18 protein-coding genes are annotated in these 22,307 nt (G+C 72.2%); 15 read left to right on the top strand and 3 right to left on the bottom strand.

Annotated features, from left to right (window positions below; translation table 11 throughout):
• The first annotated feature begins 232 nt into the window (after window positions 1–232).
• The 3 genes from IE277_RS03635 (at window position 233) to hemW (ending at window position 5,356) form a co-directional block, all read left to right on the top strand.
• Window positions 233–2,107 (top strand): AMP-dependent synthetase/ligase, encoded by a 1,875-nt coding sequence (locus IE277_RS03635; protein ID WP_189948398.1) that lies wholly within the window; start codon window positions 233–235, stop codon window positions 2,105–2,107.
• A gap of 171 nt (window positions 2,108–2,278) precedes the next feature.
• Window positions 2,279–4,096 carry a SpoIIE family protein phosphatase gene (locus IE277_RS03630; protein ID WP_189949196.1) on the top strand — a complete coding sequence of 606 codons (1,818 nt, stop codon included), beginning with the start codon at window positions 2,279–2,281 and terminating at the stop codon, window positions 4,094–4,096.
• 27 nt (window positions 4,097–4,123) lie between these two features.
• The gene (gene hemW, locus IE277_RS03625) at window positions 4,124–5,356 is read left to right on the top strand and encodes a radical SAM family heme chaperone HemW (RefSeq protein WP_189948396.1); all 1,233 of its coding nucleotides are present in this window, start codon (window positions 4,124–4,126) and stop codon (window positions 5,354–5,356) included.
• A 55-nt stretch (window positions 5,357–5,411) separates the two neighbouring features.
• Here hemW and IE277_RS03620 read toward each other — a convergent pair whose 3' ends face one another.
• Window positions 5,412–6,284: a DUF3097 domain-containing protein gene (locus tag IE277_RS03620; RefSeq protein ID WP_229880552.1), complete on the bottom strand. Its 873-nt coding sequence runs from the start codon at window positions 6,282–6,284 to the stop codon at window positions 5,412–5,414.
• Between the two features lie 34 nt (window positions 6,285–6,318).
• A complete protein-coding gene (locus IE277_RS03615) occupies window positions 6,319–7,041 on the bottom strand; it encodes an MBL fold metallo-hydrolase (protein WP_189948393.1) in 723 nt (240 codons plus the stop codon).
• A gap of 163 nt (window positions 7,042–7,204) precedes the next feature.
• Here IE277_RS03615 and hrcA point away from each other — a divergent pair, with 163 nt between their 5' ends.
• The 10 genes from hrcA (at window position 7,205) to IE277_RS03565 (ending at window position 18,113) form a co-directional block, all read left to right on the top strand.
• Complete coding sequence (hrcA, locus tag IE277_RS03610) at window positions 7,205–8,221, top strand: heat-inducible transcriptional repressor HrcA (RefSeq protein WP_189948391.1); 1,017 nt, start codon at window positions 7,205–7,207, stop codon at window positions 8,219–8,221.
• Window positions 8,222–9,358 (top strand): molecular chaperone DnaJ, encoded by a 1,137-nt coding sequence (gene dnaJ / locus IE277_RS03605; RefSeq protein ID WP_189948389.1) that lies wholly within the window; start codon window positions 8,222–8,224, stop codon window positions 9,356–9,358.
• Window positions 9,359–9,513: 155 nt separating this feature from the next.
• Window positions 9,514–10,590, top strand: coding sequence for a nitronate monooxygenase (locus IE277_RS03600; RefSeq protein WP_189948387.1), 1,077 nt, complete (start codon window positions 9,514–9,516; stop codon window positions 10,588–10,590).
• Window positions 10,587–11,333, top strand: coding sequence for a 16S rRNA (uracil(1498)-N(3))-methyltransferase (locus IE277_RS03595; RefSeq protein WP_189948385.1), 747 nt, complete (start codon window positions 10,587–10,589; stop codon window positions 11,331–11,333). The genes IE277_RS03600 and IE277_RS03595 overlap by 4 nt, the downstream gene beginning before the upstream one ends.
• A gap of 15 nt (window positions 11,334–11,348) precedes the next feature.
• Complete coding sequence (locus tag IE277_RS03590) at window positions 11,349–11,741, top strand: VOC family protein (protein ID WP_189948384.1); 393 nt, start codon at window positions 11,349–11,351, stop codon at window positions 11,739–11,741.
• A gap of 70 nt (window positions 11,742–11,811) precedes the next feature.
• Entirely contained in the window at window positions 11,812–12,414 is a 603-nt protein-coding gene (locus IE277_RS03585) for a hypothetical protein (protein ID WP_189948383.1), read from the top strand.
• Between the two features lie 59 nt (window positions 12,415–12,473).
• Window positions 12,474–15,710: a S41 family peptidase gene (locus IE277_RS03580; RefSeq protein WP_189948382.1), complete on the top strand. Its 3,237-nt coding sequence runs from the start codon at window positions 12,474–12,476 to the stop codon at window positions 15,708–15,710.
• Window positions 15,711–15,834: 124 nt separating this feature from the next.
• The gene (locus tag IE277_RS03575) at window positions 15,835–16,188 is read left to right on the top strand and encodes a histidine triad nucleotide-binding protein (protein ID WP_189948381.1); all 354 of its coding nucleotides are present in this window, start codon (window positions 15,835–15,837) and stop codon (window positions 16,186–16,188) included.
• Window positions 16,189–16,194: 6 nt separating this feature from the next.
• On the top strand, window positions 16,195–17,100 hold the full coding sequence (locus tag IE277_RS03570; RefSeq protein WP_189948380.1) for a ribonuclease Z: 906 nt from the start codon (window positions 16,195–16,197) through the stop codon (window positions 17,098–17,100).
• Window positions 17,101–17,120: 20 nt separating this feature from the next.
• Window positions 17,121–18,113, top strand: coding sequence for an adenosine deaminase (locus IE277_RS03565; RefSeq protein WP_189948379.1), 993 nt, complete (start codon window positions 17,121–17,123; stop codon window positions 18,111–18,113).
• Between the two features lie 140 nt (window positions 18,114–18,253).
• Here IE277_RS03565 and IE277_RS03560 read toward each other — a convergent pair whose 3' ends face one another.
• Window positions 18,254–19,564: a hypothetical protein gene (locus IE277_RS03560; RefSeq protein WP_189948378.1), complete on the bottom strand. Its 1,311-nt coding sequence runs from the start codon at window positions 19,562–19,564 to the stop codon at window positions 18,254–18,256.
• A 76-nt stretch (window positions 19,565–19,640) separates the two neighbouring features.
• Between IE277_RS03560 and IE277_RS03555 the strand changes: the two genes are divergently transcribed.
• Window positions 19,641–20,966 carry a glucarate dehydratase family protein gene (locus IE277_RS03555; protein WP_189948377.1) on the top strand — a complete coding sequence of 442 codons (1,326 nt, stop codon included), beginning with the start codon at window positions 19,641–19,643 and terminating at the stop codon, window positions 20,964–20,966.
• A gap of 64 nt (window positions 20,967–21,030) precedes the next feature.
• On the top strand, window positions 21,031–22,224 hold the full coding sequence (locus tag IE277_RS03550) for a carbohydrate kinase family protein (protein ID WP_189948375.1): 1,194 nt from the start codon (window positions 21,031–21,033) through the stop codon (window positions 22,222–22,224).
• The last annotated feature ends 83 nt before the right edge of the window (window positions 22,225–22,307 follow it).

The raw sequence follows: 22,307 nt of genomic DNA, 5'->3' as shown, positions 1-22,307 counted from the left end.
GGGGGCCTGTCGTGCGAAAGCGCGGCGGGCCCCTACGCGTGCGTAGCGTCGCTCTCCGTGGAAAGTGACAGGCCGATGCCCCTTACGCAGCGGCCGGTCGCGGCTTACTCTGATCCCTGCTTGATAGTTACTCGCGAGTTAAACAACAGCGAATCAGCAGCGCGAACTGCCACCGTGAGTTAATCCAGCCGCACCGAGCACAGCCGCACCGTCGCGGGCCCCGGAGGATGTCGTGAGCGACACACAGACCCTGATCGAGAACCGTCCGCCGTCCGTGGCGGCCCTCTTCCTGGAGCGCGTGGCGGCCACACCGGACGCCGAGGCCTATCGCTACCCGGTGCTCCCGGCCTCCGGGCAGGGCCCCGACGACTGGAAGTCGCTCAGCTGGGCCCAGGCGGCCGACCGGGTGTACGCGATCGCGGCCGGCCTCGTGGAACTGGGCGTGCAGCCCGAGCAGCGGGTGGCCCTCGCCTCCTCCACCCGTGTCGAGTGGCTCCTCGCCGACCTCGGCATCATGTGCGCCGGCGGCGCGACCACCACCATCTACCCGCAGACCAACTCGGACGAGTCGGCCTTCATCCTCTCCGACTCCGAGAGCCGGGTGCTGATCGCCGAGGACGCGGCCCAGGCCGCCAAGGCCGTCGAGAAGCGCGCCGAGCTGTCCGACCTCGCCAAGGTCGTCGTCATCGACCCGGCCGGCGTCGAGGCGGACGACTGGGTGATCACGCTCGCCGAGCTGGAGCGGCGCGGCGCCGCCTACCTGGAGAAGCACCCCGAGCTGATCAAGGAGCGGGTCGGCGCGATCACCCGGGACCAGCTCGCCACCCTCATCTACACCTCGGGCACCACCGGCCGCCCCAAGGGCGTGCGGCTGCCGCACGACAACTGGGCGTACATGGCGCGGGCCATCGCCGCGACCGGCCTGATCACCAGCGAGGATGTGCAGTACCTGTGGCTGCCGCTCGCGCACGTCTTCGGCAAGGTCCTCACCTCCGGGCAGATCGAGGTCGGGCACGTCACCGCCGTCGACGGCCGCGTCGACAAGATCATCGAGAATCTTCCGGTGGTGCAGCCGACGTACATGGCGGCCGTGCCGCGCATCTTCGAGAAGGTCTACAACGGCGTCGCCGCCAAGGCCCGTGAGGGCGGCCCGGCCAAGTACAAGATCTTCCAGTGGGCGGCCGAGGTCTCCCGCGAGTACGCCAAGGTCACCCAGGACAACTTCCGCCGCACCGGCACCCACTCGGCGCCCTTCGCCCTCGCCGCCAAGCACAAGGTCGCCGACACCCTCGTCTACGCCAAGCTCCGTGAGGCCTTCGGCGGCCGGCTGCGCGCCTGTGTCTCCGGCGCCTCCGCGCTCGCCCCGGAGATCGGCTACTTCTTCGCCGGCGCCGGCATCCACATCCTGGAGGGCTACGGCCTCACCGAGTCCTCCGCGGCCTCCTTCGTCAACCCCGGCGAGGCCTACCGCACCGGCACCGTCGGCAAGCCGCTGCCCGGCACGGAGGTGCGTATCGCCGACGACGGCGAGATCCTGCTGCGCGGCCCCGGCATCATGGCGGGCTACCACGGACTGCCCGAGAAGACCGCCGAGGTGCTGGAGTCCGACGGCTGGTTCCACACCGGCGACATCGGTGAGCTGTCGCCCGACGGCTATCTGCGCATCACCGACCGCAAGAAGGACCTCATCAAGACCTCCGGCGGCAAGTACGTCGCCCCGGCCGAGATCGAGGGCCAGTTCAAGGCGGTCTGCCCGTACGTCTCCAACATCCTGGTGCACGGCGCCGACCGGAACTACTGCACCGCTCTCATCGCCCTGGACGAGATCGCGCTCGTGGACTGGGCGAAGGAGAACGGGCTGGGCGGCAGGCCGTACGCGGAGATCGTCGCCGCGCCGCAGACGGTCGAGATGGTCGACGGGTACGTGCGGGAGCTCAACGCCGGGCTGCAGAAGTGGCAGACGATCAAGAAGTTCCGGCTGCTGCCGCGGGATCTTGACGTGGAGCACGGTGAGATCACGCCGAGTCTGAAGCTCAAGCGTCCCGTGGTGGAGCGGGAGTACCGGCACCTCATCGACGAGATGTACGCCGGGGCGCGGGAGAAGTAGAGGGGCGTCTCCGTGCGTGGGGAACTGCGGGTCCGTCGTGGCCGCTCGCGCAGTTCCCCGCGCCCCTTGGGGAGATTGTGCTCACCGGCGCTCGAAAGTTGCCGACTTCTGGCCACTTCGATGACTCCCTGCTTATGAGTGCCCCCGGCCTGTCACCCTGGCCGCATGGACATGGCGGCCATACCGACGCAGCGGGAGAGCGAGCCCCGGGCCCGAGGGGCGCGAGGGCGGGCCACGCTGCCCGGCAGCCCCCTCGCGCCCGGCGCGGCCCGCGCGCTGGTGCAGGCCGCGCTGGCCGAGGAGCCCGATGTCGCGGCCCGGCTCGCCGACGACGCCCTGGCCGTCGTCAGCGAGCTGGTCACCAATGCCGTCGTGCACGCCGGTACGGACGTGGAGGTGGACTGGCGGCTGGAGGAGGACGGCGCGTTCGTCGTGGAGGTGCACGACCGGCATCCCTCCCGCGCGCCGCGCGATCCCCTCGGCGGCGAGGGGGCGTACGACACCCCCGAGTACGGGCGCGGCCTGCGGCTGGTCACCACCCTCGCCGAGTCCTGGGGCGTCACCTACCGCACCGGCGCCAAGACGGTCTGGGCGCGGCTGCCCCCGGGCGGCGTCGAGGACCCCGGCGCCGCACCGGAGGCGGCCCTGCAGGTCGCCGAGGATCTCGCCCCGCAGCCGAACCGTGCCGTCGGCGACCGCGACTGGCTCGGCCGGGGCGCGCTGTCCTTCCTCGCCGAGGCCTCCGACCTGCTCGCCGGACAGCTCGACGAGAACCTGGTCACGGCCCTGACCGGGCAGCTCATCGTGCCCCGGCTCGCCGACTGGTGCGCGGTGTGGCTGGAGGACGAGGCGAGTGTGCGCGGCGGCGTCGGCGGCGGCCCCGACCGGGTCTGGCACGCCAGCGAGAACCGCATCGAGGAGTTGCGCTGCGCCCTGGAGAAGGAGCCGCCCTGTCCGCCCGAGGGGCTGCGCTCGGGGCCCGAGCCGTACCCGTGGCCCGGCGATGCGCTCGGCCCGCAGGGCGCCGACGGTACGGCGCTGGCGTACCGGCTGATCGCGGGCGGGCGGCCGCTCGGCACGCTGGTCATCGGCCGCTGCGGGCTCGCGCGCTTCCCCGACGAGGTCACCGGGCTCGTCGAGGATCTCGGCCGCCGGGTGGCGCTCGCCATCGGCGCGGCGCGCCAGTACGCCCGCCAGGCCACCATCAGCGCCGTCCTGCAGCGCGGCCTGCTGCCCGGCGCGGTCGCCGAGATCCCCGGCGTGAGCAGCGCGCTCGTCTACGAGCCCTGTGACAAGGGCGGCCCCAGCGGCGACTTCTACGACCTGTTCCCGGCGGGCGACGGCCGCTGGTGCTTCGCCGTCGGCGACGTCCAGGGCAAGGGCCCGGAGGCGGCGGTCGTGATCGGCCTCGCCCGCCCCTGGCTCCGCCTCCTCGCCCGCGAGGGCTACCGGGTCGCCGACGTCCTCGACCGCCTCAACCAGCTCCTCCTCGACGACGCCACCGAGGCCGCCGACGCCGCCGCCCGTGCCCTGGTCGCCGCCGGCGGCCGCCCGGTGACCCCCGGAGACGGCCCCCAGACCCGCTTCCTGTCCCTCCTCTACGGCGAACTGACCCCGCACGACGGCGGCGTCCGCTGCACTCTGGCCTCCGCCGGCCACCCGCTGCCGCTCGTGCTCGGCCCCGACGGCACCGTGCGCACCGCGGCCCGCCCGCAGACCCTGCTCGGCGTGGTCGAGGACGAGACCTACACCAGCGAGACCCTGGACCTGCGGCCCGGCGACAGCCTGCTGTGCGTCACCGACGGGGTGACCGAGCGCCGCTCCGGCTCCCGCCAGTTCGACGACGGCGACGGGCTCGCCCTCGCCCTGTCCGGCTGCGCCGGGCTCAGCGCCGAGCTGATCGCGGAAAGGATCCGCCGCCTCGTGCACGACTTCGGCGGCGGCCTGCCCGAGGACGATCTCGCCCTGCTGGTGCTGCAAGCGGAGTAGACGCCCCGGTGCTGGACAATGGAAGGCATGCCTTCCGCACTCCCCGACGGTGAGCCCGTCCCCGACGACGGCGCGCTGCCCGCGCCCGCGCTCGCCGGGGCCGCCGCCCGCCCGCTCGGCTTCTATCTGCACGTCCCGTACTGCGCGACCCGCTGCGGCTACTGCGACTTCAACACCTACACCGCGACCGAGCTGCGCGGCACGGGCGGTGTGCTGGCCTCCCGCGACAACTACGCGGACACGCTGACGGACGAGATCCGGCTCGCCCGGAAGGTGCTCGGCGACGACCCGCGCCAGGTCCGTACGGTCTTCGTCGGCGGCGGTACGCCCACCCTGCTGGCCGCGGACGACCTGGTGCGGATGCTGGGCGCGATCCGCGACGAGTTCGGCCTGGCACCGGACGCCGAGATCACGACGGAGGCGAACCCCGAGTCGGTGGACCCGGCGTATCTCGCCACGCTCCGGGAGGGCGGCTTCAACCGGATCTCCTTCGGCATGCAGAGCGCGCGACAGCATGTGCTGCGGGTGCTCGACCGCACCCACACCCCGGGCCGCCCCGAGGCATGCGTGGCGGAGGCACGGGCGGCGGGCTTCGAGCACGTCAACCTCGATCTGATCTACGGCACGCCCGGGGAGAGCGACGACGACTGGCGGGCCTCGCTCACGGCGGCGATCGGGGCGGGACCGGACCATGTCAGCGCCTATGCGCTGATCGTCGAGGAAGGCACCCAGCTGGCGCGTCGCATCCGCCGCGGCGAGGTCCCGATGACCGACGACGACGTCCACGCCGACCGCTATCTGATCGCTGAGGAAACCCTCTGCGCGGCGGGCTTCGACTGGTACGAGGTCTCCAACTGGGCCACCTCGGAGGCGGGCCGCTGCCTGCACAACGAGCTGTACTGGCGGGGCGCCGACTGGTGGGGCGCGGGCCCCGGGGCCCACTCGCACGTGGGCGGGGTGCGGTGGTGGAACGTCAAGCATCCGGGGGCGTATGCGGCGGCCCTCGCCTCCGGCCGCTCACCGGGCGCGGGCCGCGAGCTGCTGTCCGACGAGGACCGACGGGTCGAGCGGGTCCTGCTGGAGCTGCGGCTGCGCGAGGGCGTGCCGCTGTCCCTGCTGAAGGAGGAGGGGCTCGCCGCGTCCCGGCGGGCACTGGCGGACGGGCTCCTCCAGGAGGGGCCGTACGAGGAGGGGCGGGCCGTGCTGACGCTGCGGGGGCGGCTGCTGGCGGACGCGGTGGTCAGGGACCTGGTGGACTGAGAGACCTGGTGAGATGGAGGACCGTGGGCTGAAGGACCCGGTGGACCGAAGAGCGTCAGGCCCCGCCGCTGCCCGTGACGAAGTCGATCAGTTCCTCCACCCGCCCCAGCAACTCCGGCTCCAGATCCTTGTAGGACCCCACCCGCTTCAGGATCGCCTGCCACACCGCCCCGGTGTTCTCCGACGGCCAGCCCAGCGCCCGGCACACCCCCGTCTTCCAGTCCTGCCCCTTCGGCACCGCCGGCCACGCCTCGATGCCCAGCGCGGCCGGCTTCACGGCCTCCCAGATGTCGATGTAGGGGTGGCCGACCACCAGCGCGTGTTCGCTGGTCACCGACTCGGCGATGTGCCACTCCTTCGTGCCCGGGACGAGATGGTCCACGAGCACGCCCAGGCGCGCGTCCGGGCCCGGGGCGAAGGAGGACACGATCGACGGCAGGTCGTCCACGCCCTCCAGGTACTCCACGACCACACCCTCGATGCGCAGGTCGTCGCCCCAGACCTTCTCGACCAGCTCGGCGTCGTGCCGGCCCTCGACGTAGATGCGGCCGGCGCGGGCCACGCGGGCCCGGGCGCCGGGGACGGCGACCGAGCCGGAGGCGGTACGGGCGGGCCGTACCGGACCGGCTGAGGCCGGCCGTACGAGCGTCACCACGCGCCCCTCCAGCAGGAAGCCGCGCGGCTCCAGCGGGAACACCCGGTGCTTGCCGAAGCGGTCCTCCAGGGTCACGGTGCCCGCCTCGCAGCGGATCACCGCGCCGCAGAACCCGGTACCGGGCTCCTCCACCACCAGGCCGGGCTCCGCCGGTACCTCCGGCGCCGGCTGCCGCTTCTTCCACGGAGGGGTGAGGTCGGCGGAGTACGAACGAGGGCGCGGGCCCAAAGGGCCCTCGTTGGAAGGGCGGTGGCGGGAGACGGGTGGGCGCATTCGGATGACGATAGGAGAAGCTCCGCGCCCGTGCTCACGACACGCCGAAGCGTGTTGCCAGCTCGTCGCGTTGACGGCGGACGAAGGCCGCGTCGACCACCGCTCCGTGACCGGGCACGTACAGCGCGTCCTCGCCGCCGAGGGACAGCAGCCGGTCGAGGGCGTCCGGCCAGCGGGACGGGACCGCGTCCGGGCCGGCTTGAGGCTCGCCCGACTCCTCGACCAGGTCGCCGCAGAAGACCACCTCCGGCGAGCCGGGGACCAGGACCGCGAGGTCGTGTGCCGTGTGCCCCGGGCCCACGTTCGCCAGCAGCGCCTGCCGGCCGGCGCCGAGGTCGAGGGTCCACTCGCCGGAGACCAGGTGCCGGGGCGGCGCCAGCGTGTCCACCGCCTCGTCGGCGTCGGCGCCGGCGAGCCCGTTGCGCACCGCGTCCAGCCGCAGCTCCGCACGCTCGTGGGCGAACACCGCGTCCACGCCGACCGCCGCGTACACCTCCGCCCCGGCGAACGCGGCCGCCCCGAGGACATGGTCGAAGTGGGGGTGGGTCAGCGCGAGATGGGTCACACGGCCGCCGGACAGTTCCTCGGCCTGTGTCCGCAGCCGCGCGCCCTCGGCCAGGCTGGAGCCGGCGTCCACCAGCAGGGCCGTACCCTCCCCGAGGACCAGCCCGACCGTGCAGTCCCAGCCGGGCAGCCGGCACCGGCCGACCCCGGCGGCCAGCCGCTGCCACCCCAGCTCTTCCCAAGTCACCGTCATACCGCGACGCTAACCGCACACGCGGCTCCGACCGCAGCGACCTTGCCCCGGGTGTACCGGACAGCCGTACACTGGGCCCGGGAACGCTGGCACTCGCATATGAAGAGTGCCAGGCGGACGGACCGCGGGACAGAGGGGACGGCGACGTGCTGGAGGTGCGCGCATGCTGAGTGAACGCAGGCTTCAGGTGCTGCGCGCCATCGTCCAGGACTACGTCGGCACCGAGGAGCCGGTCGGGTCGAAGGCCCTGACCGAGCGGCACAGCCTCGGGGTCTCCCCGGCGACCATCCGCAACGACATGGCGGCCCTGGAGGACGAGGGGTTCATCGCGCAGCCGCACACCAGTGCCGGGCGGATTCCGACCGACAAGGGTTACCGGCTGTTCGTGGACAAGCTGGCGGGCGTCAAGCCGATGACCGCGCCGGAGCGGCGGGCGATCCAGAACTTCCTGGAGGGCGCCGTCGACCTCGACGACGTGGTCGCCAGGACCGTGCGGCTGCTCGCGCAGCTCACCCGGCAGGTCGCCGTCGTGCAGTATCCGTCCCTGACCCGGTCCACCGTCCGGCATGTGGAGCTGCTCTCACTCGCCCCCGCGCGTGTGATGCTCGTGCTGATCACGGACACCGGCCGGGTCGAGCAGCGGATGGTCGACTGCCCGGCGCCGTTCGGCGAGGCCTCGCTGGCGGATCTGCGGGCCCGGCTCAACAGCCGGGTCGCGGGGCGCCGGTTCACCGATGTGCCGATGCTGGTCGAGGACCTCCCGGACGCCTTCGATCCGGAGGACCGCGGTACGGTCTCCATGGTGCTCTCCACTCTGCTGGAGACACTCGTGGAGGAGAACGAGGAGCGGTTGATGATCGGCGGCACCGCCAATCTCACCCGCTTCGGACATGACTTTCCCCTCACGATCCGGCCCGTCCTGGAGGCCCTGGAGGAGCAGGTCGTGCTCCTCAAGCTCCTCGGCGAGGCGAAGGATCCGGGCGTGACCGTGCGAATCGGGCACGAGAACGCCCACGAGGGGCTCAACTCCACCTCCGTGGTGTCGGTCGGCTACGGTTCGGGCGGCGAGGCGGTTGCCAAGCTCGGCGTGGTCGGACCGACCCGCATGGATTACCCGGGAACGATGGGAGCGGTACGCGCAGTGGCACGGTACGTCGGACAGATCCTGGCGGAGTCGTAAGTGGCCACGGACTACTACGCCGTTCTCGGCGTGCGCCGCGACGCGTCGCAGGATGAGATCAAGAAGGCGTTCCGTCGGCTCGCGCGCGAGCTGCACCCGGACGTCAACCCCGACCCGAAGACCCAGGAGCGGTTCAAGGAGATCAACGCCGCTTACGAGGTGCTCTCGGACCCGCAGAAGAAGCAGGTCTACGACCTCGGCGGCGACCCGCTCTCGCAGGCGGGCGGCGCCGGCGCGGGCGGCTTCGGGGCCGGTGGCTTCGGTAACTTCTCCGACATCATGGACGCGTTCTTCGGTACGGCGTCGCAGCGCGGGCCGCGCTCGCGCACCCGGCGCGGCCAGGACGCGATGATCCGGATCGAGGTCGAGCTGGACGAGGCGGCCTTCGGGACGACCAAGGACATCCAGGTCGACACCGCGGTCGTCTGCAACACCTGCAACGGCGAGGGCGCGGCTCCGGGCACGTCGGCCCAGACGTGTGACATGTGCCGCGGCCGCGGTGAGGTCTCCCAGGTCACCCGGTCCTTCCTCGGCCAGGTCATGACCTCCCGGCCCTGCCCCCAGTGCCAGGGTTTCGGGACCGTCGTGCCGACGCCGTGCCCCGAGTGCGCGGGCGACGGCCGGGTCCGCTCCCGCCGTACCCTCACCGTCAAGATCCCGGCCGGTGTCGACAACGGCACGCGGATCCAGCTCGCCGGTGAGGGCGAGGTCGGCCCCGGTGGCGGCCCGGCCGGCGATCTGTACGTCGAGATCCACGAGCTGCCGCACTCGACCTTCCAGCGGCGCGGCGACGACCTGCACTGCACGGTCACCATCCCGATGACCGCGGCCGCCCTCGGCACCAAGGTCCCGCTGGAGACCCTGGACGGCATGGAGGAGGTCGACATCCGGCCCGGTACCCAGTCCGGCCAGTCGATCCCGCTGCACAACCGGGGCGTCACGCATCTGCGCGGCGGCGGCCGGGGCGACCTGATCGTCCATGTCGAGGTCATGACGCCGACCAAGCTGGACCCCGAGCAGGAACGCCTGCTGCGCGAGCTGGCCAAGATGCGCGGCGAGGAACGCCCGACGGGCCAGTTCCAGCCGGGGCAGCAGGGGTTGTTCTCGCGTTTGAAGGATGCGTTCAACGGTCGCTGACGTGTGCTGCGGTCCTGGGAAACGGTCGTAGAGCCGGTGGTGATCATGGGCTCGGTCAGGGGCGTACGGAGTGCTTCGGCACCCCGTATGCCCCTGTCCTATGCCGTGGGAAGCCCCGATTCGGACTTGTTCTGAGGACGTGACAACATGCGGTCATGTCCTCCGCACTGACCGATCTCTTCCCCCACCCGATCGTGCAGGCCCCCATGGCGGGCGGTGTCTCCGTGCCCCGGCTCGCCGCCGCCGTCTCCGAGGCCGGCGGCCTCGGTTTCCTCGCCGCCGGGTACAAGACCGCCGACGGCATGTACCAGGAGATCAAGCAGTTGCGGGGGCTCACGAGCCGTCCGTTCGGCGTGAACGTCTTCATACCGCAGCCGGAGCAGTCCGAGTCCGGGGCCGTCGAGGTCTACGCCCATCAGCTGGCCGGCGAGGCCGCCTGGTACGAGACCGAGCTGGGCGATCCGGACAGCGGCCGGGACGACGGCTACGACGCCAAGCTCGCCGTACTCCTGGACAACCCGGTGCCGGTGGTCTCCTTCCACTTCGGTGTGCCGAGCCGGGAGGTGCTCGACAAACTGCGCCGCGCGGGTACGTTCACGCTGGTCACGGCCACCTCCGCGGAGGAGGCCCGCGCGGTCGAGCAGGCCGGCGCGGACGCGGTGATCGCACAGGGCGTGGAGGCCGGCGGTCACCAGGGCACCCATCGCGACGTGCCCGAGAACGACGGCTCCGGCACCGGACTGCTGTCGCTGGTCGCGCAGATCCGCGAGGCCGTCGGCATCCCGGTCGTCGCCGCCGGCGGCATCATGCGCGGCAGCCAGATCGCCGCCGTCCTCGCGGCCGGGGCGAGCGCGGCCCAGCTGGGCACCGCCTTCCTCGCCACCCCCGAGTCCGGCGCCCACGCCCTGCACAAGCAGGCGCTGACCAACCCGCTGTTCACCCGCACCGAGCTGACCCGCGCGTTCTCGGGCCGCCCGGCGCGCGCCCTGGTCAACCGCTTCGTGCGCGAGCACGGCCCGTACGCCCCCGCCGCCTACCCCGAGGTCAACCACCTGACCTCACCGCTGCGCAAGGCCGCCGCCAAGGCCGGGGACGCGCAGGGCATGTCCCTGTTCGCGGGGCAGGGGCACCGGATGGCCCGGGAACTGCCCGCCGGGCGCCTGGTGGAGGTCCTCGTCGGTGAACTCGACGCCGTGAGGACAGCGTTGTCGGCCCAGGGCGGCCCGCGATGACCGCGCCGGTGTTCGTCGTCGACCACTTCGACTCCGCCGGCCCCGGCTATGTGCTCGACGGACCCGAGGGGCGCCACGCCGTCTCCGTGAAGCGGCTGCAGCCCGGCGAGGAGGTCGTCCTCACCGACGGCGCCGGACGCTACGCCGTGTGCGAGGTGACCGGCAGCGAGGGCAAGGACCGGCTGATCGTCCGGATGGGCGGGATCCGCGAGGAGCCGGAGCCCACCCCGCGGATCACCGTCGTCCAGGCCCTGCCCAAGGGCGACCGGGGCGAACTCGCCGTCGAGACCATGACCGAGGTCGGCGTCGACGCGATCGTGCCCTGGCAGGCCGCCCGGTGCATCACCCAGTGGAGGGGCGAGCGCGGGCTGAAGGCGCTCGGCAAATGGCGGGCCACCGCCCGTGAGGCGGGCAAGCAGTCCCGCCGGGTGCGCTTCCCGGAGGTCGCGGACGCGGCGACCACCAAACAGGTTGCCGCACTTCTGGCCAAAGCCGACTTCGCCGCCGTGCTCCACTCCGACTTCGCGCACGAGAGCCTGCCGCTGGCCACCGCCGAACTGCCCGCCGAGGGCGAGATCGTGCTGGTCGTCGGCCCCGAAGGAGGCGTCGCGCGCGACGAGTTGGCGCTCTTCGAGGAGGCGGGCGCGAGGGCGTGCGTGCTCGGGCCTACCGTGTTGCGTACATCAACCGCCGGCACCGCCGCCACGGCCCTGCTGCTGGGCCGTACCGGCCGCTGGTCCTGACATCTGGGGGACACCGTGGAACTCGCCCAAGTCCGGCTCCTGGTCACCGACTTCGCCGCCTGCTACCGCTTCTACGCCGAGGTCCTCGGCCTCAAGCCGCAGTCCGGGGCGACCGAGGGCCCGTACGAGAAGTTCAGCCCGCACATCGGCTCCGCCGGGATCGCGCTGCAGGACCGGGCGATGATGGCCGAGATCCTGGACGAACTGGGCGAGGAGGCCTGCGGCCATCGCTCCCTGGTCGTCCTGCGCGTCGACGACCTGGACGCCTACTGCGCGGAGATCACCGCCCGCGGCGCGACACTGCTGCGCGGACCCGCGCCGATGACCGACAGGATGCGGGTCGCCCATCTCAAGGACCCGGAGGGGAACCTGGTCGAACTCCAGCAGTGGCTGCTGCTGAGAGTCTGACGGGCGCTCGCCGGGCGAGTGACCGTATGCGGCCTTCCGTCTCGCCCGCGCCGGTGGCACTCTGCCCTGCATGGGGGCTTTGGGATGGATTCGGCGAGGGCGGCGCGGGACGCGGACGGCGGCGGTGGCCGGGCTGGTCGTCGTGGGCGGTGCGGCTGTGGTGGCGTGCCAGCCGACGGGGCTCGGCGCCGCGACCGCCGCCTACACCACGCAGACGACCGCGACGGACGCGCTCAGACGGCAGCATGTGGACGTGAGTTGGCTCAGCTGCACCGGCAACTACGGCAACGGCGGCAGGACGGCGGGCAGGACGCCCTCGCCGTCCGAGACCACCGTCGTCTCCGTCGACTGCCGGGGCGAGACCAGGGACGGCCGGAGGATCACCGTCACCGGGAAGGTGACCAGGGCCGTCGACGGCGCCTGTGTGCGCGGCGACCTGACGGCGAAGGTCGGCGGCAGGCAGGTCTTCCATGTCGACGGGCTCGGCGACTGCGACGCCGCACCCGGACCGACGTACAAGCCGCCCACCTATGAGCCGCCTACGTATAAACCGCCCACCTACAAGCCGCCCACGTATCACCCCGGCGGCGGGCGGCCCACCGTGACGGTCACCGTCACCGAGACGGTCTGGTGCAAGGGCGACCCCACCTGCTGGCCCGTCGCGGGCAAATGACGCGGGGCAAGTGATCGGAAGGGGCGCGGCGCACACCGGTCGCTGCGTACAGTGACGGGGTGACTCAGGGTGCTTCCACGGGAACCACGACGTCCTCGGCCTATCTCCGATACCCCCATGTGCACGGCGACTTGGTGACCTTCGTCGCCGAGGACGACGTCTGGCTCGCGCCCCTCGACGGCGGCCGGGCCTGGCGGGTCAGCGCCGACAACACGCCGGTGACCATGCCCCGGATATCCCCGGACGGGCGGTTCCTCGCCTGGACCTCCACCCGCGACGGCGCGCCCGAGGTGCATGTCGCCCCCGTCGACGGCGGTCCCGCCACCCGGCTGACGTACTGGGGCAACCGCCGTACCGAGGTGCGCGGTTGGACCGCCGACGGACGGGTCCTCGCGCTCGGCGCGCACGGCCAGGCCAGCTTCCGGCACACCTGGGCGCACGCCGTCCCGCTGGACGGCGGCCCCGCCGAGACCCTGCCGTACGGCCCGGTCGGCGATGTGGCGGCCGGCCCGGCCACCGTGCTGCTGTCCGCGCCGATGGGCCGCGAGGCCGCCCACTGGAAGCGCTACCGGGGCGGCAGCGCGGGCAAGCTGTGGATCGACCGGGCCGCCGAAGGTGAAGAAGGCGCCGGGGAGTTCGTCCGGCTGCACGAGGACATCGACGGCAACATCGAGTGCCCGGTGTGGGCCGGCGACCGCATCGCCTTCCTCTCCGACCACGAGGGCACCGGCGCCCTGTACTCCTCCCTGGCCGACGGGTCCGACCTGCGCCGCCACACTCCTCTCGACGGCTTCTACGCCCGCCACGCCTCCGGCGACGGCACCCGGGTCGTCCACAGCTCGGCCGGTGAACTGTGGCTGCTGGACGACCTGGACGGCGCCGAGCCACGCCGGCTGGACGTGCGCCTCGGCGGACCGCGTGTCGATCTGCGCCCCCGCCCGGTGAACGCCGCCCACTGGTTCGGCGCGGCGTCCTGCGACCACACCGCACGCGGCAGCGCCGTCTGTGTGCGCGGCGGGATCCACTGGGTCACCCACCGCTCCGGCCCCGCCCGCGCCCTCGCCGCCACCCCCGGTGTGCGCGCCCGGCTGCCGCGCGTCTTCCGCGCCGAGGGCGAGGAGTGGGTGGTGTGGGTGACGGACGCGGAGGGCGAGGACGCCCTGGAGTTCGCCCCGGCGACCGGCACCGTGCCCGGCGCGCCGCCGCGCCGGCTCGCCGCCGGCCAGCTCGGCCGGGTCCTGGAGCTGGCCATGGCCCCCGACGGCAGCCGGGCCGCCGTGGCCGCCCACGACGGACGCCTGCTCCTGGTCGAACGGGAGACCGGCGAGGTCCGCGAGGTCGACCGCGGCGACGACGGCGAGGTCTCCGGTCTCGCCTTCTCACCGGACTCCGCCTGGCTCGCCTGGGCCCACCCCGGGCCCCGCCCGCTCTCCCAGCTGCGCATCGCCCACACCACCGACCTGTCGGTCACCGAGGCGACCCCGCTGCGCTTCATGGACTACGCCCCCGCCTTCACCCTCGACGGCAAACACCTCGCGTTCCTGTCCAACCGCGCCTTCGACCCGGTCTACGACGAGCACGTCTTCGATCTCGCGTTCGTGGTCGGCGCCCGCCCGCACCTGATCACGCTGGCCGCCACCACCCCCTCGCCGTTCGGCCCGCAGCGCCACGGCCGCCCCTTCGAGACCCCGGACAAGGACGAGACCCCGGACAGCGAGGGCGCCCCCGCCACCCGCATCGACCTGGAGGGCCTCGCCGAGCGCATCGTGCCCTTCCCGGTGGAGGCCGGCCGCTACTCCACCCTCCGCGCCGCCAAGGACGGTGTGCTCTGGCTGCGCCACCCCGTGCACGGTGTCCTCGGCGCCGCCCGCGCCCACCCCGAGGACCCCGATCCGCACACCGAGCTGGAGCGTTACGACCTCGCCCAGCGGCGCCTGGAGCACCTGGCCCCCGAGGCCGGCCACTTCGAGGTCAGCGGCGACGGCAAACGCGTACTGCTGTGGGCCGACGGCCGGCTCCGGGTCGTCCCCAGCGACCGCCGTACCGGCACCGACGACGACGGCGACACCAGCGTCTCCGTCGACCTCGCCCGGATCCGCCAGACCCTCGACCCGGCCGCCGAGTGGCGGCAGATGTACGAGGAGACCGGCCGGCTCATGCGCGACCACTTCTGGCGCCCCGACCTGGGCGGCGCCGACTGGACCGGCATCCTCGCCCGCTACCGCCCCCTGCTCGCCCGTCTGGCCACCCACAGCGACCTGACCGACCTCCTGTGGGAGGTGCACGGCGAACTCGGCACCTCGCACGCCTACGTCATCCCCTCCGGCGGCCGGGGCGGCGGCGGCCCCCGGCACGGTCTGCTCGGCGCCGACATCTCCCGCCACCCGGACGGCAGTTGGCGCATCGACCGCATCCTGCCCGCGGAGATCTCCGACCCGGATGCCCGCTCCCCGCTCGCCGCGCCCGGCGTCGCGGTCCGCCCCGGCGACGCGGTCATCGCCGTCGCCGGCCACCCCGTCGACCCGGTCACCGGTCCCGGCCCGCTCCTCGCCGGCACCGCGGGCCACCCGGTCGAGCTGACCGTCTCCCCGGCGGGCGGCGGCGAACCCCGCCACACCGTCGTGGTCCCCGTCGCCGACGAGGAACCCCTGCGCTACCACGCCTGGGTCACCGGCCGCCGCGCCCATGTGCACGCCGCGTCCGCCGGCCGCCTCGGCTACCTCCACATCCCCGACATGCAGGCCCCCGGCTGGGCCCAGATCCACCGCGACCTGCGGGTCGAGGTCGCCCGTGAGGGCCTGGTGGTCGACGTCCGGGAGAACCGCGGCGGCCACACCTCCCAGCTCGTCGTGGAGAAACTCGCCCGCCGCATCATCGGCTGGGACGTCCCGCGCGGCATGCGCCCCACCAGCTACCCCCTGGACGCCCCGCGCGGCCCGGTCGTCGCCGTCGCCAACGAGTTCTCCGGCTCCGACGGCGACATCGTCAACGCCGCGATCAAGGCCCTCGGTATCGGCCCGGTCGTCGGCACCCGCACCTGGGGCGGCGTCATCGGCATCGACAGCCGCTACCACCTGATCGACGGCACCCTGGTCACCCAGCCGAAGTACGCGATGTGGCTGGAGGGCGTCGGCTGGGACGTCGAGAACCACGGCGTGGACCCGGACGTGGAGGTCGTCCAACGCCCCCAGGACTGGGCGGCGGGCACGGACCCCCAACTGGACGAAGCGATCCGCCTCGCACTGGAGGCGTTGGCATCGGTGCCGGCTAAGACACCGCCAGGTATGCCAACTTAAGAGGCGCGGGGCTGTATCGATATGCGGCTCCGCCGCGTGGGCGCGATCAACCCCCACCGGCCCGCATCCGACCCACTACTCTTACCCCTCGAACCGATCACCGGCGAAAGCGAGCGCACGCGACATGGCTGGGGAACCGCAGAACGACTGCCTGTTCTGCAAGATCGCCGCAGGGCACATCCCGGCGACGATCGTCCGCGAGACAGAGACGACCGTCGCCTTCCGGGACATAAACCCCCAGGCTCCGACTCACATCCTGGTGATCCCCAAGGTCCACTACGAGAACGCGGCCACCCTCGCCGCCGAAGCACCGCAGGCAGCGGCCGACGTACTGCGTGAGACCGCCGAGGTCGCCGCCGGCGAGAAGCTCGACAGCTACCGCATCGTCTTCAACACCGGCTCCGGCGCCGGCCAGACCGTCTTCCACGCCCACGCGCACATCCTCGGCGGCCGTGGCATGCAGTGGCCCCCCGGGTGACCCGCGGTGTCCGTACGTGAACTGGTGGTCCTCGGCACCGCCAGCCAGGTCCCGACCCGGCACCGCAACCACAACGGCTATCTGCTGCGGTGGGACGGCGAGGGCATCCTGTTCGATCCCGGCGAGGGCACACAGCGCCAGATGGCGCGCGCCGGGGTCGCCGCGCACGATCTCAACCGGATCTGCGTCACGCACTTCCACGGCGACCACTCCCTCGGCCTCGCCGGGGTCATCCAGCGGATCAACCTCGACCAGGTGCCGCACGAGATCACCGCGCACTACCCGCGTTCCGGCCGGCGCTTCTTCGACCGGCTGCGGTACGCGACGGCCTACCGGGAGACGGTCGGCATCACCGAGGCGCCGGTCGCCGTGGACGGCATCCTCGCGGTGACCGGGTCGTACACCCTGGAGGCGCGCAAGCTGTCCCACCCCGTGGAGTCCTACGGCTACCGGCTGATCGAACCCGACGGCCGCCGGATGCTGCCCGACCGGCTCGCCGCGCACGGGATCAAGGGCCCGGACGTCGGCCGGCTGCAGCGCGAGGGCCGGCTGGGGGACATCACGCTGGAGGACGTCAGCGAGGTGCGGCGCGGGCAGCGGTTCGCGTTCGTCATGGACACCCGGCTCTGTGCCGGCGTGCATGTGCTGGCGGAGGACTGCGATCTGCTGGTGATCGAGTCCACCTTCCTGGACGAGGACACCGAACTGGCCGTGGAACACGGTCACTTGACCGCCGGACAGGCCGCCGCCGTCGCCCGGGACGCGGGTGTGCGCCATCTCGTCCTCACCCACTTCAGCCAGCGCTACGCGGAGCCGGAGGAGTTCGAGCGGCAGGCGCGGGCGGCCGGCTTCGAGGGCGAGCTGACCGTGGCGCACGATCTGCAGCGGGTGGCGGTTCCGAAACGGCGGTAAAGCACCCGTACGATGCTTTGATGTCCCTCCCGAAAGCAGAACTGCACCTCCATATCGAAGGCACTCTGGAGCCGGAGCTGGCGTTCGAGCTGGCCGCCCGCAACGGCGTGAGCCTGCCGTACGCCGACACCGAAGCGCTCCGTGAGGCCTACCGGTTCAAGGACCTCCAGTCCTTTCTGAACCTGTACTACGAGCTGATGGCCGTGCTGCGCACCGAGCAGGACTTCGCGGACCTGGCGAACGCCTATCTGGCCCGCGCCGCCGCGCAGGGCGTCCGGCACGCGGAGATCTTCTTCGACCCGCAGGCGCACCTCGTGCGGGGCGTGAGCCTCGGCACGGTCGTGGAGGGGCTGTGGCGGGCGCTGGGCAGCAGCGAGGCGAACCACGGGATCTCCACCAAGCTGATCATGTGCTTCCTGCGCGACGAGTCCGCCGACTCGGCGCTTCAGACACTGCGGGCCGCGACGCCCTACCTGGACCGGATCACCGGGGTCGGCCTGGACTCCGCCGAGGTCGGGCATCCGCCGGTGAAGTTCCGCGAGGTGTACGAGGCCGCGGCCGCGCTCGGGCTGCGCCGGGTCGCGCACGCCGGTGAGGAGGGGCCGCCGGCCTACATCACCGAGGCCCTGGACGTGCTCGGTGTGGAGCGCGTCGACCACGGACTGCGCTGCATGGAGGACCCGGCGCTGGTCGAGCGGCTGGTGCGGGAGCGGATCCCGCTCACCCTGTGCCCACTGTCCAACGTCCGCCTGCGCACGGTCGACACGCTGGCCGACCATCCGCTTCCGGCCATGCTCGACGCGGGTCTCATGTGCACGGTCAACTCCGACGACCCGGCGTACTTCGGCGGGTACGTCGGCGACAACTTCGCAGCCCTCCACGCCTCCCTGGGCCTGACCGAGGACCGGCTGCGCGAGCTGGCCCGCAACTCCTTCCTCGCCTCCTTCCTGGAGGACGACGAGGAGCGCAGGGCGCGTTACCTGGCCGAGGTGGAGGCGTACGAGTTCAGGTAGGCAGCACTGTACGGCCCCATCCCGCTGTGTGGGATGGGGCTCTTTGCGTTGTGCGGTCAGTTCTCCCCGCTCGAAGAGAAAGGCGTCCATGAAGAGGGCGTCCATGCGGCCGGTGCTATTGACGACATAGGTTCGCGTATCTAGTCTGTGTTTTCATATATAGACGCCACCGCGAGTTGGTCACCTCGGCTCCAGCAGGTCTTGTCGCCTCCGTTTGGCGCGCCTGTGGTCCTAGGCGGACTCGCGACCCCGCGTGGCCTGGGAACGGACACGGCCTGGCCGGTAGCTCTCCGCACGCCGTGGAAAGCCATGCCCCGCAGGTGCTCCCGGAATCGGGCGGTGGGGATGCCGGCGACGACGCGGCGGAACTTCTTCCCCCGCCCTCCGCGGCCCATGGTCTCCCGGCCGGTGGCCCGTGCATCGTCGAAGCCCAGATCCTCGATCACTGTCCCCGCGCAGTGGTGCTGCTTGGCGAGGGTCAGCAGTTCGGTGATCGCCGCCCGCAGTGTGCCGTCCCGCTGGGAGGCAGGCCCGGTCGGGCCAAGCGGGATCGTGACCGGCTCGCCGACCGGATTACCGTGCGAGTCCAGGACGTAGGCCGCCAGATGATCGGCGTTCAGGTCGATGCCGAGCGTGCGCTCGCCGAACGCCTGGATCTCCCCCGGGGTGGGCAGAACAGCCGTGTCTGTCGACCAGGATGCGTCCAGGTACCAGCGGCCATGAATGGGATCGCGCACGATGTCGTAGCGCACTGCACGATGCGCGTGGACGCGGTCGAGCCATTCATCGCGGCGGTGGTGGAAGGCAGTGGTGCAGGCGAGCTTGTACCGGCCTCTCGGCGCGTTGGCCAGGTGTCGCAGTGGTTCCGGCAGCACGATGCTGACCGAACCGGTCTGCGGATCGACCGTGATGGTGTAGTTCCCGTAAGGGGCGCCGGACTCGCCGTCAGCGGTCAGGAACATGCGTTCCGCTTCCCACCGCTCATGCCACTCGCTCTCGGTGAGCCGCGCGTCGGCGAGGTTGTGCCGGACCTTGGCCAGGCTTCGGCCGCCGGCCACAATGCTCGGCCGACCCTGCTTGATGCGCTGCTCAACTGCAACGAGCCGTGCCCTGAGGCCCTGCAGACGGCGCTGCTTGTGCCAACGCTCGCTCTGGTCCTTGTAGCCGCGGACCTTGCCTTTGCGCTGCCCGCACGGCACCTCGATGCGCTTGCTGATCGTACGGATGGCGCGGCGCAGACCGGCTCGCTCGTCGTACAGGCACCGCATGCTGAGCTGGAATTGGTCGGCCCGCTGATGGCTGCCCAGGTGCTCGCCGACTTCCCGCAGCACCTTCTCGTCCTCCGGGGGCAGACGCAGACGTTCCCTGATCCGGGCACCGCTGGGCGCGGCAACAGTGAAGGGAGCCGCGATCGTACGCAACGCGCGCTTCCTCCTCCGCTTGCGCGCCACGGGCCACCCCCCTCCTGACTTCCCTGCACGCAAAAGACCCCGGAAACCGACCTCATTCACCCTGACGAGGGACAAGATGACCAACCACGGCCAACAACCGAATCACCAATCGGCAACCCGAGACCTGACCGTCGCCGAGGTGCGGCTGACACCGATCCTGGTCGCCGACCCGCCGCTGCTCAACACCCAGGGCGTGCACCAGCCGTACACCCCACGGCTGATCGTGGAGATCGTCACCGCCGACGGGGTCACCGGGCTCGGCGAGACCTACGGCGACACCAAGTACCTGGAACTGGCCCGCCCGCTCGCCGAACGGCTCATCGGACGGTCGGTCATGGATGTGAACGGTCTGTTCGCGATCGACCTCGGTGTCGACGCGTCCCGGGTCCAGGGAGAGGTGGACGCCGGCGGGCTGCGGGGCGTGCAGAGCGCCGACAAGCTGCGGCTGTCGGTGCTGTCCGCCTTCGAGGTCGCCTGTCTGGACGCCCAGGGCAAGGCGCTCGGGCTGCCCGTGCACGCCCTGCTCGGCGGCAAGCTGCGGGACACCGTCGAGTACAGCGCGTACCTGTTCTACAAGTGGGCCGGGCACCCGGCGGGTGTCGCGGCCGAGCCCGACGACTGGGGCGCCGCGCTCGACCCGGCCGGGATCGTGGCCCAGGCGCGCACGTTCAAGGAGCGCTACGGCTTCGGATCGTTCAAGCTCAAGGGCGGGGTCTTCCCGCCGGACGAGGAGATCGCCGCCGTACGGGCCCTCGCCGAGGCCTTCCCCGGGCACCCGCTGCGCCTCGACCCCAACGGCGCCTGGTCCGTCGAGACCTCGCTGAAGGTGGCGAGGGAACTCGGCGACGTCCTGGAGTACCTGGAGGACCCGACGCTGGGCACGCCCGCGATGGCCGAGGTGTCGGCGGGTACCGACGTGCCGCTCGCCACCAATATGTGTGTGACCACCTTCGGGGAGATCAAGGAGGCGTTCACCCGCGACGCCGTCCAGGTGGTCCTCTCCGACCACCACTACTGGGGCGGGCTGCGCAACACCCACCGACTCGCCGCGGTCTGCGCCGCGTTCGGGGTCGGGATCTCGATGCACTCCAACACCCATCTCGGGATCAGCCTCGCCGCGATGACCCAGGTCGCCGCCACCGTCCCCGGGCTGCACCACGCCTGCGACTCCCACTACCCCTGGCAGTCCGAGGACGTCCTCACCGAACGCCTCGTGTTCACGGACGGGAGGGTCGTGGTGTCCGACGAGCCGGGGCTCGGTGTCGCACTGGACCGGGACGAACTGGCCCGGCTGCACCGGCGGTGGGCCGAGGACGACGGCGCGCTGCGGGACCGCGACGACGCGGCGGCGATGCGGGTGGCCGAACCGGGCCGGCGGCAACCGGTCATGCCTCGCTGGTAAGCCCTGGCGCGGCGCGCCCAGTGGTGCACACTGGCCAGATCCGCACCACGCCAGGGAGTGCACCGTGACCCCGTCGCACACGATCACCGGAGAGGAACCGGAACACCTCACCAGGGCCGCGCGCTGCCAGGCCCAGGTCGATCCGCTCGCGGCGCTGCGCGAGCCCGCCGATCCGCCCTGGGACGTCTATCTGACGGGCACGGTCTTCCTCGACATCATCTTCACCGGCCTGGACTCGGCGCCCGTGCGCGGCACCGAGTCCTGGGCCCGAGGCATGGGCTCCAGCCCCGGCGGGGTCGCCAACATGGCCACGGCCCTGGCCCGGCTCGGTCTGAAGACCTCCCTCGCGGCCGCCTTCGGGGACGACCACTACGGCGAGTACTGCTGGGACGCGCTCGCACAGGGCGAGGGCATCGATCTGTCGGCGTCACGGACCGTACGCGGCTGGCACTCGCCGGTGACGGTGTCCATGGCGTACGAGGGCGAGCGCACGATGGTGTCGCACGGGCACGAGCCGCCCCCCGAAGAACCCGCCCACCCGTCGCCCACCACCACCCTCAAACGACGCCCTTCGGGCGTAGACCCAATTCCATGCCCGCCACGCGCGCGAGCGGCCGTGGCCTCGCTGACGCCCGGCACGCGCGCGCCATGGATCGCCGAGGCCGCGCGGAAGGGCACCCGGATCTTCGCCGACGTCGGCTGGGACGACACCGGGGCATGGGATCTCGCCGGGCTCGCCGACCTGGAGCACTGCGAGGCGTTCCTGCCGAACGCGGAGGAGGCGAAGCGGTACACGGGGGCCGCGTGCCCGCGGGTCGCCGCACACGCCCTGACCGCGTATGTGCCGGTGGCCGTGGTGACGCTGGGGTCGGAGGGGGCCTATGCGGTGGACCGGCGTACCGGGGAGGCCGCCGAGGTCCCGGCGATCGCCGTCCAGGCGCTGGATCCCACGGGGGCCGGGGACGTGTTCGTCGCGGGCTTCGTGACCGGGTCCCTGGCGGGGTGGCCGCTGGCGGACCGGCTGGCCTTCGCGGGGCTCACGGCGGCGCTGTCCGTGCAGGAGTTCGGCGGGTCCCTGTCGGCGCCGGGATGGTCGGAGATCGGGGCGTGGTGGCGGCGGGTCCAGTCGGTGCCGGGGCAGGAACCGGCGGCGCTGCGGCGGTACGCGTTCCTGGACCGGCTCGTTCCGGAGGAACTGGACCGGCCGTGGCCGCTGCGGCGGGCCGTGCCGACCATCGGGTTCCGCCGCTCCGGCTGACCCGGCCGGCCGGAGAATTCCCCCGCCGAAAAGGCCTACGGGGTTGTCTGTGCACCGTCGTACTCTGGAATCGCGAGGCCGCC

The organism is Streptomyces alanosinicus, from assembly GCF_014650595.1.
GTDB lineage: Bacteria > Actinomycetota > Actinomycetes > Streptomycetales > Streptomycetaceae > Streptomyces > Streptomyces alanosinicus.
Note: the sequence above shows the minus strand (reverse complement) of the source record. Positions and strands in the feature narration are given on the sequence as shown.